This window comes from Niallia sp. Marseille-Q9988 (genome assembly GCF_976954375.1).
Genome location: NZ_CDRJSZ010000004.1, coordinates 82,219 through 98,840, shown reverse-complemented (window position 1 = coordinate 98,840; position 16,622 = coordinate 82,219). Strand labels below are relative to the sequence as shown.

Genomic DNA, 16,622 nt, shown 5'->3' with positions numbered 1-16,622 from the left:
AAAAGTGCCTTTTTTCTTTCAAGAATCAAGGCACTTTTTCTTTATTAATCAATAAAATTTCGTAATTTTGTCAACCGGCAATCTACTTGTATTAAAAGCAGGTGCAGTGGCTTTACCTATAGCAATTAATGTAATTGGAAATTGATTTTCAGGCAAATCAAACCGTTTGGCAAATGCTGCTTTATCAAAGCCTCCCATTACTACCGTATCATATCCACGTTCTTTGGCTAGTAATAGAATTTGCATAGAAATTAATCCTGCATCATAGCTAGCAATTTGAGCTAGTGTTTGTTTTGGAAGATTAGGGTATATGCTTTGTGTATTGCTAATTGTTCTATCTGCAATAGCTTGATCCATGTAACCAAGAGAAACATTTTGTTCATAGATTTTCTCTACGTTTCTATAAGCTTCTGTATCTCCTAATACTGCAATAATTGCGGAAGAATCTTCAATTTGCGCTTGATTGTTTCCAATTGCTCGTAACTCTTTTTTGATTTCTTGATCTTGTATAACAATAAATCTCCAAGATTGTAGATTACTTGAAGATGGAGCACTTGTAGCCATCTCTATGATTTCTTCTAATTCCTGTTTATCCATTTTGTGAGTAGAATCATAAACTCTAACTGACTTACGACTCTTCATAACTTGTTCTAATTGTGACATAATTCCCCTCCAACTTTCTATTTCGTTATAGACAACAACTAACTTACCATTAGTAAGTAGATGTTGTCAAAGGGGACGATTTGAATTTTTTCCAACATGACATAAGTACCACTATTGTATGGTTTATTAACAATAATTAATGAAGCAGCATACAGATAAAATGAAGCTCTACCCTGTCTATAAAAGTAATTATTAACTGCTTTCTTCTCGTACACTCTAAAATAATTTTTTAAATAATTTAATTATTTAGCACTATCAATTAAAGCCAATAATAATAAGGGATACAGACGATTCCATAAATATCCACATCGGTTTTTTGACAGTGATAACGACCAATTTTATTTGACAGGTGCAACATTTTTCGAGATAATCGAAACCATAAAATTTTTGGGAGGGGTTGCGTGAATATTATTGAAAAGTTAATTGCAAGTGGAAATACGGTACTTTGGGGGTATGTGTTGATAGCCGTCCTGCTCGGACTAGGGGTATACTTCACCATTGGATCGAAATTTGCACAAATCAGGTATGTAAAAGAAATGTTTCGTTTACTGAAAGTGAAAGAGAAGCCACCTGAACACACAGAGAAAAAACAAATTTCTTCTCTACAAGCATTTTTCGTAGGGGCAGGTACTCGAATTGGTACAGGCAATCTTGCAGGAGTAGCCATTGCCTTAGCAATTGGAGGACCTGGAGCAGTATTTTGGATGTGGATGGTAGCTATTCTCGGCAGTGCAAGCTCATTTGTGGAAAATACTTTGGCACAAATTTATAAAGCAAAAGACAATGGCCGTTTCAAAGGTGGTCCTGCCTACTATATGAAAAAGCAGCTGAATAAAAAGTGGATGAGTGCCCTTTTCGCTGTCATGATGATTCTTTCATATGGTACTACCTTTAATGCAGTACAGAGTAATACGATTGCTGTTGCATTAGAAAACTCATTTGGCCTTAGTCCCATTATCGCTGGAGTTGCCTTGGTCATTCTTACTAGTTTAGTTGTTTTTGGTGGTATTAAACGTATTGCTGATATTTCATCTCTTATCGTTCCCTTTATGGCCTTAGGCTATATTCTTCTTGCAATCTTTGTAGTAATCACTAATATTACAGAGATTCCTCATGTTTTAGCATTAATTTTTAAAAGTGCCTTCGGTATGGAACAAGTAGTTGGCGGCGGAATTGCTGCAGCTATTATGAATGGAGTTAAAAGAGGTCTCTTCTCCAATGGAGCTGGGATTGGAGGAGATCCCATTGCGGCTGCAACCGCATCTGTATCCCATCCGGCAAAACAAGGATTTATTCAGGCCCTCGGTGTATTCTTTGATACTTTACTCGTTTGTTCTGCAACTGCCTTTATTATCCTAACTTCTGATGCATATGGATCAGGCTTAACAGGCATTGAATTATCACAAGCTGCGATGGCAGAACACTTTGGCACATGGGGTGGCATTTTCTTAGGTATTGCCATATTCCTATTCGCCTTTACTTCCATCATCGGGTGCTACTATTACGGCGAAGCAAACCTACCGTTTATTAGTAAAAGCAAAAATTTCTTAAACTTTTATCGAGTATTAGCACTTGGAATGGTAATGTTTGGTGCAGTAGCTAATCTGCAAATCGTTTGGGATCTCGCTGACTTTACGATGGCAATAATGGCTCTTGTAAACTTAGCTGCTATCGCCATTCTCGGACCTATTGCCTTTAAAGCACTTGATCATTATATGAAACAGAGAAAGCTAGGAAAAGAACCTGTTTTCTACCGAAATGATATCAAGGGTCTTAAGGGAGTAGAAGCTTGGCCATTGAGGAAGAACAAGGCGATTAAAGAGGTTGTTTAGATTTGATTAAATGATTTGTGGTAAATTGAACTGGTCTGTCATTATTGGCAGTCCAGTTCAATTTTAATATTGCAGGTGGTTTGGGATTGAAAATTAGATTTGGATCATATCCACTTCCTTTTGGATTATATATCCGTTTTTCATGTATTCGCCTTCCATTCCAAAATCACATCTTCATTCCGCAGCAAAATTCTGCACTATGTTCATCTATACTAAGATTAATTTATATAAAATCTCCTGCTAAGTAACTTCCTCTATCATAAAATAACTAAGAAACAACTCTTAATACGAATACTTCTTCTTTACTGCACATAATTTTTATTATTACCACAATTATGTAAGGAGAAGCTATTATGATTCAAAACAAAAAATGGAATGAAATTCAAAACCTATTAAAAAAGTGTCAGTCTGATTTAAAGGCAATCGAGAAAGATATAATCCCTTTAGAAAAAGCATTGAAAATAACAAAGAAAAATAGACCCTAACTTCTTTTAGTGGTTCTATCAAAAGTTTTCTCATTTCTATATATATTGCACCTCTGTAGCATTGTATTTCTAATGGGAAAGGGTTTTGTACAATAAATACTTTATCCTTTATTCCTCCTTCTCTCTTTGTCCCTATATACTGGGCACGAAATAATTTTTCCAAAAGTTCTAATTGTTATATTAAATGCTGTTTTTCGTTTAGTTATATTGCCCCTTCTTTAGACAAGTCTTTTAAAATAGCGATTATTTGTGAGTTACATAAGAAAAGGCCAAGTATAAGCTTCCTTCAATTAAAACATGCAAAAGGCAGACTTCAAAGTATATTTAACACTTTAGAGCCTGCCTAGAAAATTTAGATTTCCACTAAAAACGTCTTAATTTCATATGGCTTAATTTCAAATGATAGCTTTGCATTTTCCTGTTTATCGCCAATTGGTTGCTCCATAATATTGCATTCTCGCCAAGATTGAATAAGGGAATCTGATGTTAGCTCTACCATTCCCCTTTTCCCCATAAATTCATGTAAACGAACAATGATTTTATTATCATCCTCTGCTTTTTTGACTGCATCAATTAGACAATGACTGGACGCTACCTTGAATAAAGAGAAATCAGTGGTTTTTAACTTTCCTTCTAATCCTTTTAACGGCTGATTCAAATCCCACGCCTCTTGGACAGTTCTACCTTCTCTCCAGTCGCCTTCATGGGGCAAAATCGAATAAGTAAACGTATGAGCTCCTTGGTCCTGTAGATAATCTGGATAAGTTCCAGATTTAATTAGGGAAAGACGCATCGTAGAATCTTTAATGTCATAGCCATATTTACAATCGTTCAAAAGACTAATTCCATAGCCATGTTCTGATAGATCTGCCCATTGGTGTCCAACTGTTTCAAACTTAGCATAATCCCAGCTTGTATTCCAATGAGTAGGTCTTTGGACATTTCCAAATTGAATATCATAGGTTGCTTGTGTAGATCGAATCTCTACAGGAAATGCAACCTTTAATAGCTGATGTTGTTCATGCCAATCAACCTCTGTCTTAAAATCCATTCTCGGATTTTCTGAATAAAGAATAAGCTCCTGCACTATTTTAGAATGATGATACGTCCACATAAACCGTATTACTGCACGTAAGGAGTTATTCTCTACCACTTCAATATTTTCAAGGGCTGAAATCTCTTTATGCTTTTCTTGATAGAAAATGTCTATATCCCAGGCTTCCCATCTCAAAGGTTTGTCTTCAAAAACTTGCAGTACGTTCCCTGTTTGCTTTGCTTTTAAGATCTCTCTATGTGCCTTTTTATCAAAAATACGACTTAATTGTCCTTTTTCATTCCAACTAATTTTATAAAAACATGATTCAATCCCAGATTCATTTATCACAAAAGAGGATTGTTTATCCTGTCCTCCAATATTACCAGATATAAAGGCAATATTAGCTAGTCCATGGGATGGAACATCTTTCATTTGTACAAGCCATTTCTCATTCACTTTTTCAGCTTGTAGTACTTTTTCCTGTTCTGATACCCATTGCCCCTCTTCCAAGCCGTCCTTAACCGGAATTTCTACTATTCCAGAACGTGTCCAAGAGGAATCATTCATCACTGTATATTGGAAGGCGTTCTTATCTACTATGCTGTTTGAAACTTTTTCTTGCACTTCATATGCAAGTTTCTCTGCTTCTTCATATTCTAGAATGCTATCCTCATACACTTCCCGAATGGATGAGCCAGGAATGATATCATGGAATTGATTTCGCAATAAAATTGTCCAGCCTTTATGAAAGAGATTCCTGTGGATAAGAGGACCAATCCTCTGTAAACACACTTGCTAAAACACTTAGCAACTCTGTTTCCCGGTACAATAATTCCTTTTTTCGATTACTTCTTTTATTATAGGCTTGGCTTGTATAGGTTCCGCGGTGAAATTCTAAATAAAGCTCGCCATCCCATGTGTGGACGTACTCATCTGTGCTATTCACTTTTTCATGAAGCGCTTCAAAATAATCGCCCGCTTTTGTTGATTTCACATGAGGAAGACCAGGAATTCGGTCAAATCTTCTCCGCATTTCCAGCATATCTCGGTTTACTCCGCCCCCACCATCTCCATAGCCATAGGACATCAGTAAATCTTGCGTAATATTTTTGTCTTTATAGTTATCCCAAACACCTTGAACGACATCTGCTTGCATTTCTCCATTGTAGTCATAAGCCCAGCCTCTGCTGTTCGGATAGGGAGTTGTTACAAAATGAGTTAAAATTTCCGTTCCATCAATACCTCGCCATTGAAATGTATCATGTGGCATCCGATTATACTGATTCCAGCTAATCTTTGTCGTCATAAAAGTCTCAATACCTGATTGCTTTAAAATCTGCGGCAATGACCAGCTATAACCAAAAACATCTGGCAACCATAGATACTTACTTGTTACACCAAACTCTTCTTTTAAAAACCTTGTTCCGTGTAATAATTGTCGGACGAAAGATTCCCCAGATGGCAAATTACAGTCAGGTTCAAGCCACATTCCACCTTCTGGCTCCCATCTGCCCTCTGCCACTCTATCCTTTAATTGAGCATAAATTTCTGGATAATCCTCTTTGATATAGGCATAAAGCTGTGGCTGTGATTGCATAAATATGTATTCTGGATATTGCTCCATTAAACGCAGTACTGTTGAGAAAGAACGCGCTGCTTTTTCTCGTGTATGCTTCAATCGCCATAACCACGCTACATCAATATGTGTGTGGCCAATGGCATGGATTGTGACAGCAGATTGCTTTTCCATTTTATCTAAGGCATTATTCAAAATATTATTTGCTTTGTTGATAGATTCATAGAATACAGCAGAACCTGGCTCCACCCAGTCTATTTCCATAAAAGCTTGATTTAATGAAGTAAGAAGAGCTTGGTATTCCGCACGGTTTTCATCTATAATATGTATCGTTTGAATCACTGCTTTTGCCGTATAATATAAATCATCCGTTGCTTCATCAAGCCAGCCAATCTTGGCAGTCTTGATCTTATGCTCTTGAACTTGAGGAATTCCGCCTCCCTCTAAGCCAGACCATAGCCGAAAAATCAGGCTTACATTTGTTCCACAATGCGTTTTCTTAAGAAAAACTTCTCGATGGTTAGCATCTACTCCTTGGTACGTTTCCTGGTTCACATATAACAATGATTCAAATCCTGAATTGGTCCCTCCATCTGTTATACCAAAGTCAAAATATCCTAGTACTTTTCTATCCCTCCAGCTCGCAGGAATCGCAACTTCTGTCTTTAACCAAGCATATTGATCCCTTCCTGCCCAGTTAGCTCCTACGTTAATGGTTGTCCATTCCCCATCTTCCGGTGGTCTTGCACCAATTTTTCCTTCTTCATCTAATTGTATATGAAAGGACTCTAAGAAAATGGAATCTCGATAACGATATTTATCTAGTTCCTTTATTCTTGCTTCTAATTTTTTCTCTGTCCAGAACATAGAATACCTCCTTGTAAGATAATTTCTAAAATTTCGACTACACTCATTATCTTATAATCAGTAGGATAGTCAACCTGTAAATTTAAAAGAGTGAGATTTGAAATGGAAGGAAACCAAAGCAAAGGGAACGGGCATTGGTCTAATGATTAGCTTTCAAATAATTGAAAGTCATCAAGGAACCATTAGTGTAGCTAGCGAAGTTGATGTTGGCACAACATTTACGATTACTTTACCAAAATCACATTACTAAGTAGCTGCTAATCATTATACATTCACCCTAGAAAATAAATAAAACAAATTTTCTAGGGGGTTTATCCTTCATTCATTCGATTTCCTATTCAAATGAACATTATTGTAGATTTCCTAAACAAACTTGATTTCTATTGCCTCAATTCGTTTACTCTGTCCTGTCGTACCTGCGTCCTCTCCATTTCTTTTCCACTCTGTCCATCCTTCGTATTCCACATGGACTCTGTATTGAACATTTAAACCTGTAACTTTTATTCGAATAGCTTCCATACGCAACCCCAAACCGATTGTTCCAATTACTTCGCCATTACCTCTTAACGTTGTCCAGCCCTTCCCTTGTACATGTCCTTGCATCTCTAATTCAGCATCTGTATTTACCAATCTAACAGTTAACGCTTCTAGCCTTTTTGATTCTCCAGTGGTTCCAGCTGTTTGACCATCTTTTTTCCACCCTTGCCAGCCGATTCCTTGTATATGTGCATCATACATAATAGATGGAGTAGACGAAGTAGTCGCAGGCTTTGGAGCTGGTTGCGTTGATTGAGTTGGTTGAGTCGCTTTCACTTTAAGATTATATGCTTTCGCAATACCTGTTACATGTCCACGAGCTATAGCGTCTAACACATCATTTCTTTTAAGCAAATCAGCATCCGCTTTCGTATCAATAAAGAGGTTTTCCGTTAGCATGGCGTTCATATTACTCTCCCTTAGCACATGGAAATTTGCTGATTTAACCCCGCGATCAAAGACACCAAAAGCTTTTAGTTCATTCATTACAGCTGTATGGATAGCTGCTTGGATTTTCCCAGCATTGCTAGTTGCAGATAAAGTATTATAACGGTAATCCTCTTAGCCAGAACCTCCTCCAGCATTAATATGAATGGATAGAAAGAAGTCAGCTCCCCATGTATTTGCTGCATTCGTACGTTGCGTTAATGATAAAGTAGTATCATTAGTGCGGCTCATTCTTACACTAACGTCTTCATAACTTTTTAATAAAGTTTCTATTTTTTTAGCAATAGTTAATGTTAATGCTTTTTCTTGTAACCCATTACCTACTGCTCCTGAATCAGTCCCACCATGTCCTGGATCGATAAAGATTTTCACCATTCTTCTTCACTCCCTATTTTGGTGTTATGATTTATTTTATGACAAACGCTGTCATCTGTTCCTATGACGATATATAGGATCCTTACTACGTGCAGCTAAGCAATTTTACAGTTAAATTAGTCAAAAAAAAGGACTCTCAACGAACCTGGAGAATCCTTTGCAAATTGAATATATTTTATCAAGTAGACTATGAAACAAGGAAGCCATCCCCATCTCTGCCTCCAGCCCTCATCCCTTTTACATGTGGTCGACCGATGGAGAAATAATTAATGCCTACCTCTCTTGCTTCCTCCAGTGGAAAACAATTACGCCCATCAAAAACAAACGGTTCGTTCATCTTCTCCTTAATAATGGTTAAATCAATCGCCTTAATTTCTTCCCATTCGGTAAAAATGAAGCAAATGTCTGCCCCTTCAAGTGCCTTCTCTGGTATTTTTTCGTAAACTACGTCAGTAGGAAAGAGTTTTTTAAAGTTCTCTGCTCCAACTGGATCATATACATGTACCTTTGCGCCTTCATTTAATAATAACCGCACATTAGGAATAGAAGGAGCTTCTCGTAAATCATCTGTTCCAGGCTTAAAAGTTAGTCCGAGCACAGCCACTTTTAGCCCATGGAAGGATGAAAACTCGGTCCTCGCTTTTGAAATTAGCTTGAATTTTTGCTTTTCATTTACCTCTATCGCTGCCTTCACTGTACGCAAGACATAACCTTCTTCTTCAGCGAGCCAATGTAAAGCTTTAGTATCCTTTGGAAAACACGAACCACCGTACCCAATACCAGGATTTAAGAATTTTTTTCCTATACGCTCATCATAGCTCATCCCACTTGTAACGTCATCGATATTTGCTCCAACTGCCTCGCATAGATTGGCAATATCATTGATGAAAGAAATCTTTAATGCAAGGAAATCATTTGATGCATATTTAACCATTTCAGCACTGCGACGATTCATCGTTAAAATTGGTTGTTTAAATGGTTCATAAATAGAAGTTAATATGTCTTTTGCCCGCTTACTCTCTACCCCAATTACTATCCGAGAGGCATATAATGTATCTTTAATCGCACTTCCTTGTGCAAGAAATTCTGGATTTGAAGCAACTTCAACAGCAACTTTATGTTTTAAATGATGCTTAATATAGGTTTCCAACCGGTCATTTGTTCCAATTGGAACCGTTGATTTAATGACAATCAGACAATCACGGGTTATACTTTCGGCAATTTGCTTTACAACTTGGAATACATAATGTAAATTAGCTGACCCATCTTCATTCTCTGGTGTTCCAACGCCAATGAAAATAACATCTGATTGAGCATAAGCCTGTTCATAATCTGTGGTAAATGTTAATTTCCCTGCATTCGTATTTTTTTCTATTAATCCATCTAATTCCGGCTCATAAATCGGCGAAATTCCTAAGTTTAATAGAACGATTTTCTCTTGGGATGGATCCACACACGTAACTTGGTGACCAACTTCTGCTAAACAAACACCTGTCACTAATCCAACATATCCTGTACCTGCCACTGTGATATTCATTCTACAATCTCCTTATGTAAAAAATTAGAGACCAAACTTGCTCTATATTAATCAATAAAAAGGCAATTCTATTCAGAATATCTTTAGTATATTGCTTTACTATTTATTCTCTTTTAATCTTTTTTATATTTTTAGTAAAGTAATGTAAATTTTTCACCTATCATCAAAAGTAACTTATGTTAAAATACATCTAACATGAAAGATTTGGAGGGAATCTATTGGTTAGCACCTTAATTTTTATATCCTTCTTCCTTTCTGCTATCCTATCTATTCTTACTTTTACAAAAACAAAAAATAAATGGGTAGCATTATTGGTTGCTTTTTGTTGGAATTCAGTCTTTTTAGTGGGATCTACGCTGATATATTATTTATGTAATGAAGAGGCTAAATTATTTGGATTAGGACATACTTCTATCTATGTACTGCCACTATTCATTCCGATTATTTCTTGGATTGACTTTTTTATCATCGAGTTAATTAGAAAATATAATAAAAATGTCGATTCTAATTAAAAGAATCGACACACTTTATCAAGCGATTGCTTTTGCTAAGGCAATTCTAAACATTGTACCTTGTCCTTTTTTGCTGACAACCGTTATTTCTCCCTTCATATCTCTTATAATACGATATACCAAGGTAAGGCCAATACCTGTTCCTTTATCTTTGGTAGAATAATACGGTGTTCCTAATTGTTTCACCTGTTTACTCGTCATTCCTATTCCATTGTCTTCAATTTCAATATAAATTTTTTCTCCAAAAGCATATGCACGGACTGCTAATATACCGTTCCCATTCATAGCTTCTACACTATTTTTCATCATATTAATCATCGCCTGCCTAAATTCATTCCTTTTCCCTTTACAATAGAGGTGGTTAGAGATCACCGCATCGATGATAATAGTATGATTATTTGTATAAGAAGTTATTACTTCAATAATGCTCCTCAGTTCAGCTGTAATATTTAAATTGTCCTCTTCTTCTCTCGAAACAGGTTTTGCCATTGATAAATAATCATTGATGATCGTTTCTGTACGTTCCAATTCTCCTAACGATATTTCTATGTATTTTCTTTGTTTTTCAGATAAATTATTGTCTCCACGTATTAGTTGCAGAAATCCCTTCACAGATGTCATCGGGTTTCTTACCTCATGTGCAACAGATGCAGCCAATTGACTTACTGCATTTACTCGTTCCGCCATTTGAATTTTAGTTTGATTAAGAATTTTCTCTTCATTATATTGGATCATGATGATAACAATATATAATGCCCCCCAAGTAGAAAACGTATAAACCAAAGTAAAAGGAAGTTGGGCTAATTGATTGGTAATGAATATATTTATAATTCGAGTTAGGGCGCTTAGCCAGTAAACACTCATAATTATTATCCATTTCTTTTTAAAGGTAAGCGTCACCAATTTATTTTTTAAAATAAGAATAATGGTAGCAGCAATAGTGTAATTAAAGAAATTCATATAAAAAGCATTCCCTAACATAAAAAATTTATATCCTATTAAAATTAAGGTTAAAAGGATACTCGTGTTTAAGCCACCATAGACAAATGCTAATAGAATGGGAACTACTTTAAGATCATAATAAACTCCCTCTCCAATCTCAATTGGATGCACCATACTGAGAACAAGCATCAAAAAAAGGTTGAAAGAAAAATTTGACATTATTTTTTTTCGCTGTGAAATTTCTTCTTTACTAACTAATAGATACCAAACGATTGGTAAGATAATCACTAACAAATGATAAGATAATTGTTCAACGGTCGGAAAAGCTAACAATATTAGTAACCAGCCCTTCTAAGTAGATTTAGCTACTTAATTATTCGAGCTTTTCCGCTAAATTCCTTTAAAAATACCAAGTTAATCCTCGACAAATTCAGAGCGCTCTTAAATTTCCCCAAAAAACATTTCTCCATTTTTCCTATTGTATAATAGAATGAAAGATATTTATTCGATTTAACATAATTAAGAAATTTCCATCAACATAAATATCATAAATCTAGAAGGGAGACAGAAAGTTATGTTTAGAATTGGAAGTATTTTTATCCCCGTTACAGACTTAGAGAAAGCAAGTAAATGGTATGAAAAAATGCTAGGTGTAAAGAAAATTGATAGCTGGGAAGAAGGGGTCGGATTTTATTTTCCAAGCGGTTCCACTCAGCTTGCATTAATTCAAGTGGATATACCCCAATCCTCTGAATTTATAGTAAAAAATGAAGAAAAAAATTCCTACTTTAATTTTATTGTAGATCATATTGAAGAGGTATATGAGTATTTGAATAAAAACGGTGTGAAAACGACAGAAATAAAGGATTTTGGTGGAATGAAATACTTTGATTTCTTTGATCTAGATGGAAATCCATTTAGTGTGGTGGATGAACCAATCAATTCCCCATTTCACAGTGCAAATATTCAAAAATTACAAAATACTATTTTTTAACCAATTATATAAAAGAGGCTGGGACTAAACTAAATAATTAATCTTTAAAGACGAACAATCTTTAATCCAGCTCTTAAATAAAGCTACTTTATTTTTTTTATATAGTTAAGTGTAAAAACTAAGTCGTTCCATTGCGCTACAGACGCACGATGCGCCGGGGAGTAAGCTGATCCTCCTCGGCACGCCTGCGGGGTCTCAGCCTTTCCTCTATTTCCCGCAGGAGTCGAGTGTCCTCCGCTCCATTCCACTTCGTTTCTAAACCTTTTTTCAAAATAATACACACGAACATTTACACAAATAATTTTGTAAGTGTTCGTGTGTATTGTTAGTTGAGATGCTTTTGTCCCAGCCTCTTAGTCTTCTGTTTTATCACTTTGATTTTTATTCCGTTTATTCCCTTTACTGTTATCGCCACTAACACTAGTTTGATTTCCCTTTGGTGAGTTTTGATTCTTACTTCCATTGTTATATTTTTTCGTCATTTTTAACACTCCTTTCTGTTTGCCTCTAAATAGGTTTTCCAGATGGAGCTATGACTAATATGGTAAAAACAAGCAATTTATTCGTTACTTAAATCTAGATGTTAGGAAATGACAAACTCCATCTTCATCACAAGTTAACTCTGTTATTTCTTTTGCTATTTCTTTAATGTGTTCTGGTGCATTTTGCATAGCAACTGGCATGGAAACGAATTGCAGCATTTGGATGTCATTATCACTATCTCCAATTCCCATCGTCTCTTTCGCTGATAGACTAAACTTCTCTAGCATTTGTTTAATGCCTGTTGCTTTATTTACATTTGCAACCATTACTTCTACATTATGTCCAGAGGATGTAGAAGCAGTAAAGTCGACTTCCTTTCTTAATTCTTCTAATACTTGCTTCCACTGGTTAATATGTTCTTTCGTTCGAGCAAAGAAATAAAACTTCGAAAATTTGCTTCCCTCTATTGTATCCTTCCAATCTATTTTTCCATTAATTGCTTCTTTTCGAGAAAGCCATTCATTGATCCCAACACTTTCCGGCTTCGGTTCCCTGATTTCGTGCATAACATACTCCTTATCTTGATTTAATGTTATACGAGAAGCTCCATATGGGAAAAGCTCATAATATACTTTATACTCTCTTGCCTTTTCAATAATGGTTTCAACTAATTGTAAAGGTAGTGTATGTTGAAAAATCGGCTCTTTTCCTATATATCCAGCCATGCCGTTGGAAGTAACATAACCATCTACTTCAAATCCTTCTGGTACGACAGATGTAATTTCGTCAAAGGATCTTCCTGTTGCTATAAAAACGAAGAAACCCTCCTTTCGTAAATCATCAATAATCTCTTTTGTCTTCAGACTTACCTGATTCTGATGATTTAAAATCGTACCATCCATATCTAGAAAAATAGCCTTTGGTTTTTGTAACAAAATAAATCCCCCTTTAATACTCTTACTCGCAAGTATACACCTCGTTACATTTTTGCTCAAATGCATCGATTTAGCATTTCGATTGCTTAAAACCTTTCTCTGCACTAGAATTTTTGCAAAAATAAGGACCACCCGTGAGAACGGGTGGTTTTCTCTGCGGCTGAAAGCCTTTGTTACTGACCAAACCCTAAAGGGCTACTGAAAGGTTCGCCATTTGTACTACTTCTACTGGCCAGACCTCAAAGGCCTTCTCTCCTAATTATTTCGTTTCTTTTTCTTCACTTCTTCCCCTGTAAATGGATCAATATATTCCATTATCGTTAATTGTTCTGCGACTATATCATCTTGTATTTGATTACGTATATATTCTTCTATTACCTTTTTGTTTCTTCCTACCGTATCTACATAATATCCTGTACACCAAAATTTTCGATTTCCATATTTATATTTCAGTTGTGCATGTCGATCAAATATCATCAAGCTACTTTTTCCTTTTAGATATCCTACAAATGCTGATACACTTAATTTTGGCGGAATACTCACTAACATATGTACGTGATCCTTACACGCTGTTGCTTCTATTATCTCCACGCCTTTCCTCTCACACAAGGTACGTAAGATTTGTCCAATATCTTTCTTTATTTTCCCGTAAATTATTTGTCTTCTATATTTTGGTGCAAATACTATGTGATACTTACAATTCCAAGTTGTGTGTGCTAAACTATTATTGTCTTTTGACATAAGGACTTCCTCCTGGCTATTTATTTTCGGTTGGCGAACCAAAAATATTTTAGCACCTTGAGGAAGTTTTTTTAATACCACGCTGTAAGCTTTTTGGAACCCTAGGCATAGCCCAGGGTTTTCTTTTCTATAAAAATAAGCATGTGCTGTAAAACACATGCTCATTTATTACATCTCTTCACTCTTATTAATCCTAAATTTCAACAGTAATTTAGTAAACCAGAATGATACAAACACTATCACTAAATCCAAAAGGAATAAATGAAAGGCATTCACTCCTCTATGAAAAGTCACTAATCCAATTGCTTCTTCAATATTGGCAAAAACAAAAGCATTTAGAGCACTTAATAGTATTGTTAGTATATAAAAGTTTTTCTGATGATTTGTCGCATATTGATATACTAATATATATCCTACTGGAAGAAAAGAACCTGTAATATTTAACGCATTAGGAACAAGCGGAAATAGAAAGTATGTATGTGTTAAGAAATTCCCTCTGCTAAGAGTAAGATCTATGTATGCCCAAAGTAAATGAACAGTATAGCCAAAGAACAATATTTCAAATAATCTTCTTCTATCAATAGCTATAAACAGAATGATTAATGGGAAAATTAAAGAAATAACAATGAGCCAAAATTGCCATGTCGTATAATCCGAAAATTTATCCCAATAAGAAATGTATAAAGAATGTAATATGTCATTCTGTTCATTAATTTTTTCCCAAATTTCTTTGTAGTTCACTTCATTCATCTCCTACTTAAAGTTTCCATTATAAGAGGGGGGTTAGTAACCATCTTCATAATAAGGTTAAAAAAATTGTTTCCTTCACTAACCAACAAATTATAATGTTCCTCCTTAAATAGTTTGTACAATATATCGACAAATACTCATAAATAATGGAATTGCTTATATAACTTGCAAGTTTGTCTTAAAAAGCAAAAGCCAAGCGTTTAATACACTTGGCTTTTAAAAAAATACCCTTAGAGCTCAGATTTAAGTTTTTTTATATAGGGAGGAATTACATTTTCACGGCTACAATTGTGACAATAGTATTGCTTTACCATGTCATCACATAAGTACGTTTTTAACACAAATGCTGGAATACGTTGAGGCAATCCACAATGCTGGCAGAAAAATACGTACTCACCCTTTTTCTTCATGGACCTCACTCCATTCATTCATTTTCCATGCTTATTCGATTCCATTGCTGCCTATACTTTTAAACAATTTGCCTTTATCCATTATTATTTACTTCCATTATACTCCTAAAATGAATGTAGTACATGATTAGCAGTACATAATTTTATGCATCTTTTCCCTATATTAGAATTATATTACTTGATTCTCTTCCCATTCTTCCCTTAAAATTCCCATACGAATTGAATCATAGTATACTCCATTATAATAACGGCACTTTCTCATTCGTCCTTCCATCGTCATACCAAGCTTTTCTCCAATCTTAATCATCCGCTCATTGCCAGACCATGTTGTATACCCGACCCGGACTAAAGGCATTTTCTTAAATAAATGGTCGATCCAAAGCTTTATTACTCTTGTTCCATATCCACCGCTCCAATAATTCGGAGCATAAATAACAATTCCCATCTCTAGCCATTTGGATGGCTCATGTTCCCAATAATAGCCGACAGTGCCAATCAACTCTCCTTCTACAACAATGGCCCAGTAATCTTCTCTCTCTAGGTAGCGGTCCTTTTTTGTTAAGAATTCTTCGTAGGTTATCGCTTTATGTGCATAATACGGTGCATCCCATTTTTTCCATTCAGGTGACTCCTCTTTGAATGCCAATGTCCAAAGACGATGGAGATCCTCCTCTTTAATTGGTCTTACTATCAATTCTTTATCTTGATACAATGTTACCAGCTCCTCTCTCTTCATTACCTCCAATGGATCGCTCAATCGATGACAAACTCCAGATTATGATGATTACTTGAATGTCGACTTTTTTTCCACGCCATCTTATTATTTTCTTTCCAAAAACTAAATTTGAATTCTATACCACTTCAGGATTTAAGGTCGTTCTAGTTGCTACCATCTAAAAGAACCGTCCGTTTGTACCCTTACGTTTTATTAAAGATGTACAAATGTATCCAACAAGTAATCCCAAAACTACTCCCATTCCATCAATAATAATGGCGTCCTGCCAATGTCCTGTTCTACCAGGCACAAAGCTTTGATGCCATTCATCTGAGATTGCATAAAGGAGGGCAAGGGCGCCACTTATTACATATACCCATTTTCGTTCTATCCTTGTATGCATGAGTGTTATAAAAAGAAGAAGGCTTAATAAACAATAGCCGATAACATGTCCTGCTTTACGAAATAGAAATTCTATAAAGCCATATGGATCTGCATCAGTGGAAACAAGCTGACCATCGTACTCAAATTGAATAGATGGTAAAGGGACATTAGAAAGATCCACTTTATCTCGTAAAAATGGCTTAATATCTTGTTCCTGATATGGCATATGGGAGATGAAAAAAATAACGAGCATAGAAGCAATACAAATAAACACTAATAGATTAAATCTTTTTTTACGGGAAATTTTCAGGGGCAATTTACATTCATTCCTTTTTATATAATCGATTTTCAGCCATTCACTTTATTAAAAAATTGTAAAATTTAGTGAAATAGTAAGATGT

The 16,622-nt window shown here is 35.4% G+C and carries 14 protein-coding genes and 3 pseudogenes; 5 read left to right on the top strand and 12 right to left on the bottom strand.

What is annotated here, in order from left to right; genetic code table 11:
* Positions 1–48 precede the first annotated feature (48 nt).
* A complete protein-coding gene (locus ACWNMZ_RS07520) occupies positions 49–663 on the bottom strand; it encodes a nitroreductase family protein (RefSeq protein ID WP_031540467.1) in 615 nt (204 codons plus the stop codon).
* Between the two features lie 401 nt (positions 664–1,064).
* Between ACWNMZ_RS07520 and ACWNMZ_RS07515 the strand changes: the two genes are divergently transcribed.
* Positions 1,065–2,495 carry an alanine/glycine:cation symporter family protein gene (locus ACWNMZ_RS07515; protein ID WP_031540468.1) on the top strand — a complete coding sequence of 477 codons (1,431 nt, stop codon included), beginning with the start codon at positions 1,065–1,067 and terminating at the stop codon, positions 2,493–2,495.
* 353 nt (positions 2,496–2,848) lie between these two features.
* Complete coding sequence (locus ACWNMZ_RS07510) at positions 2,849–2,980, top strand: hypothetical protein (RefSeq protein ID WP_268817857.1); 132 nt, start codon at positions 2,849–2,851, stop codon at positions 2,978–2,980.
* 352 nt (positions 2,981–3,332) lie between these two features.
* Here ACWNMZ_RS07510 and ACWNMZ_RS07505 read toward each other — a convergent pair.
* Positions 3,333–6,459 (bottom strand): annotated as a pseudogene (locus ACWNMZ_RS07505) (alpha-mannosidase).
* Between the two features lie 112 nt (positions 6,460–6,571).
* Here ACWNMZ_RS07505 and ACWNMZ_RS07500 point away from each other — a divergent pair.
* Positions 6,572–6,709: pseudogene (locus ACWNMZ_RS07500) on the top strand (ATP-binding protein); the annotation flags it as partial.
* Between the two features lie 113 nt (positions 6,710–6,822).
* Here ACWNMZ_RS07500 and ACWNMZ_RS07495 read toward each other — a convergent pair.
* The 3 genes and pseudogenes from ACWNMZ_RS07495 to ACWNMZ_RS07485 form a co-directional block, all read right to left on the bottom strand.
* Positions 6,823–6,978, bottom strand: coding sequence for a hypothetical protein (locus ACWNMZ_RS07495; RefSeq protein ID WP_231512619.1), 156 nt, complete (start codon positions 6,976–6,978; stop codon positions 6,823–6,825).
* A pseudogene (locus ACWNMZ_RS07490) lies at positions 6,961–7,818 on the bottom strand (N-acetylmuramoyl-L-alanine amidase); the annotation flags it as partial. The pseudogene ACWNMZ_RS07490 and the gene ACWNMZ_RS07495, both read right to left, overlap by 18 nt.
* 187 nt (positions 7,819–8,005) lie before the next feature.
* The gene (locus ACWNMZ_RS07485; protein ID WP_031540470.1) at positions 8,006–9,355 is read right to left on the bottom strand and encodes a UDP-glucose dehydrogenase family protein; all 1,350 of its coding nucleotides are present in this window, start codon (positions 9,353–9,355) and stop codon (positions 8,006–8,008) included.
* Between the two features lie 218 nt (positions 9,356–9,573).
* Between ACWNMZ_RS07485 and ACWNMZ_RS07480 the strand changes: the two genes are divergently transcribed.
* Positions 9,574–9,867 (top strand): hypothetical protein, encoded by a 294-nt coding sequence (locus ACWNMZ_RS07480; protein ID WP_031540471.1) that lies wholly within the window; start codon positions 9,574–9,576, stop codon positions 9,865–9,867.
* Between the two features lie 18 nt (positions 9,868–9,885).
* Here ACWNMZ_RS07480 and ACWNMZ_RS07475 read toward each other — a convergent pair whose 3' ends face one another.
* On the bottom strand, positions 9,886–10,983 hold the full coding sequence (locus tag ACWNMZ_RS07475; protein WP_449598536.1) for an ATP-binding protein: 1,098 nt from the start codon (positions 10,981–10,983) through the stop codon (positions 9,886–9,888).
* 400 nt (positions 10,984–11,383) lie between these two features.
* Between ACWNMZ_RS07475 and ACWNMZ_RS07470 the strand changes: the two genes are divergently transcribed.
* Entirely contained in the window at positions 11,384–11,803 is a 420-nt protein-coding gene (locus ACWNMZ_RS07470; RefSeq protein ID WP_031540474.1) for a VOC family protein, read from the top strand.
* Between the two features lie 353 nt (positions 11,804–12,156).
* On the opposite strand, the gene ACWNMZ_RS07465 is transcribed toward ACWNMZ_RS07470, so the two are convergent.
* The 6 genes from ACWNMZ_RS07465 to ACWNMZ_RS07440 form a co-directional block, all read right to left on the bottom strand.
* A complete protein-coding gene (locus ACWNMZ_RS07465; RefSeq protein WP_268817858.1) occupies positions 12,157–12,285 on the bottom strand; it encodes a hypothetical protein in 129 nt (42 codons plus the stop codon).
* Between the two features lie 84 nt (positions 12,286–12,369).
* Complete coding sequence (locus tag ACWNMZ_RS07460; protein WP_031540475.1) at positions 12,370–13,221, bottom strand: Cof-type HAD-IIB family hydrolase; 852 nt, start codon at positions 13,219–13,221, stop codon at positions 12,370–12,372.
* 255 nt (positions 13,222–13,476) lie between these two features.
* Positions 13,477–13,962 carry an IS200/IS605 family transposase gene (tnpA, locus tag ACWNMZ_RS07455; RefSeq protein WP_235252072.1) on the bottom strand — a complete coding sequence of 162 codons (486 nt, stop codon included), beginning with the start codon at positions 13,960–13,962 and terminating at the stop codon, positions 13,477–13,479.
* A 168-nt stretch (positions 13,963–14,130) separates the two neighbouring features.
* On the bottom strand, positions 14,131–14,703 hold the full coding sequence (locus ACWNMZ_RS07450) for a hypothetical protein (protein ID WP_031537245.1): 573 nt from the start codon (positions 14,701–14,703) through the stop codon (positions 14,131–14,133).
* A 588-nt stretch (positions 14,704–15,291) separates the two neighbouring features.
* The gene (locus ACWNMZ_RS07445; RefSeq protein WP_031537246.1) at positions 15,292–15,834 is read right to left on the bottom strand and encodes a GNAT family N-acetyltransferase; all 543 of its coding nucleotides are present in this window, start codon (positions 15,832–15,834) and stop codon (positions 15,292–15,294) included.
* Between the two features lie 181 nt (positions 15,835–16,015).
* Positions 16,016–16,495, bottom strand: a complete 480-nt coding sequence (locus ACWNMZ_RS07440; RefSeq protein ID WP_152910802.1) for a VanZ family protein — start codon at positions 16,493–16,495, stop codon at positions 16,016–16,018.
* Positions 16,496–16,622: the final 127 nt, after the last annotated feature.

Bases quoted from the DNA above. Each gene is read 5' to 3' on its own strand.
- tnpA (WP_235252072.1), bottom strand. From the start codon at position 13,962: ATGTCAAAAGACAATAATAGTTTAGCACACACAACTTGGAATTGTAAG.
- ACWNMZ_RS07510 (WP_268817857.1), top strand. From the start codon at position 2,849: ATGATTCAAAACAAAAAATGGAATGAAATTCAAAACCTATTAAAAAAG.
- ACWNMZ_RS07495 (WP_231512619.1), bottom strand. From the start codon at position 6,978: ATGGAAGCTATTCGAATAAAAGTTACAGGTTTAAATGTTCAATACAGA.
- ACWNMZ_RS07520 (WP_031540467.1), bottom strand. From the start codon at position 663: ATGTCACAATTAGAACAAGTTATGAAGAGTCGTAAGTCAGTTAGAGTT.
- ACWNMZ_RS07465 (WP_268817858.1), bottom strand. From the start codon at position 12,285: ATGACGAAAAAATATAACAATGGAAGTAAGAATCAAAACTCACCAAAG.
- ACWNMZ_RS07485 (WP_031540470.1), bottom strand. From the start codon at position 9,355: ATGAATATCACAGTGGCAGGTACAGGATATGTTGGATTAGTGACAGGT.
- ACWNMZ_RS07475 (WP_449598536.1), bottom strand. From the start codon at position 10,983: ATGGTGCATCCAATTGAGATTGGAGAGGGAGTTTATTATGATCTTAAA.
- ACWNMZ_RS07470 (WP_031540474.1), top strand. From the start codon at position 11,384: ATGTTTAGAATTGGAAGTATTTTTATCCCCGTTACAGACTTAGAGAAA.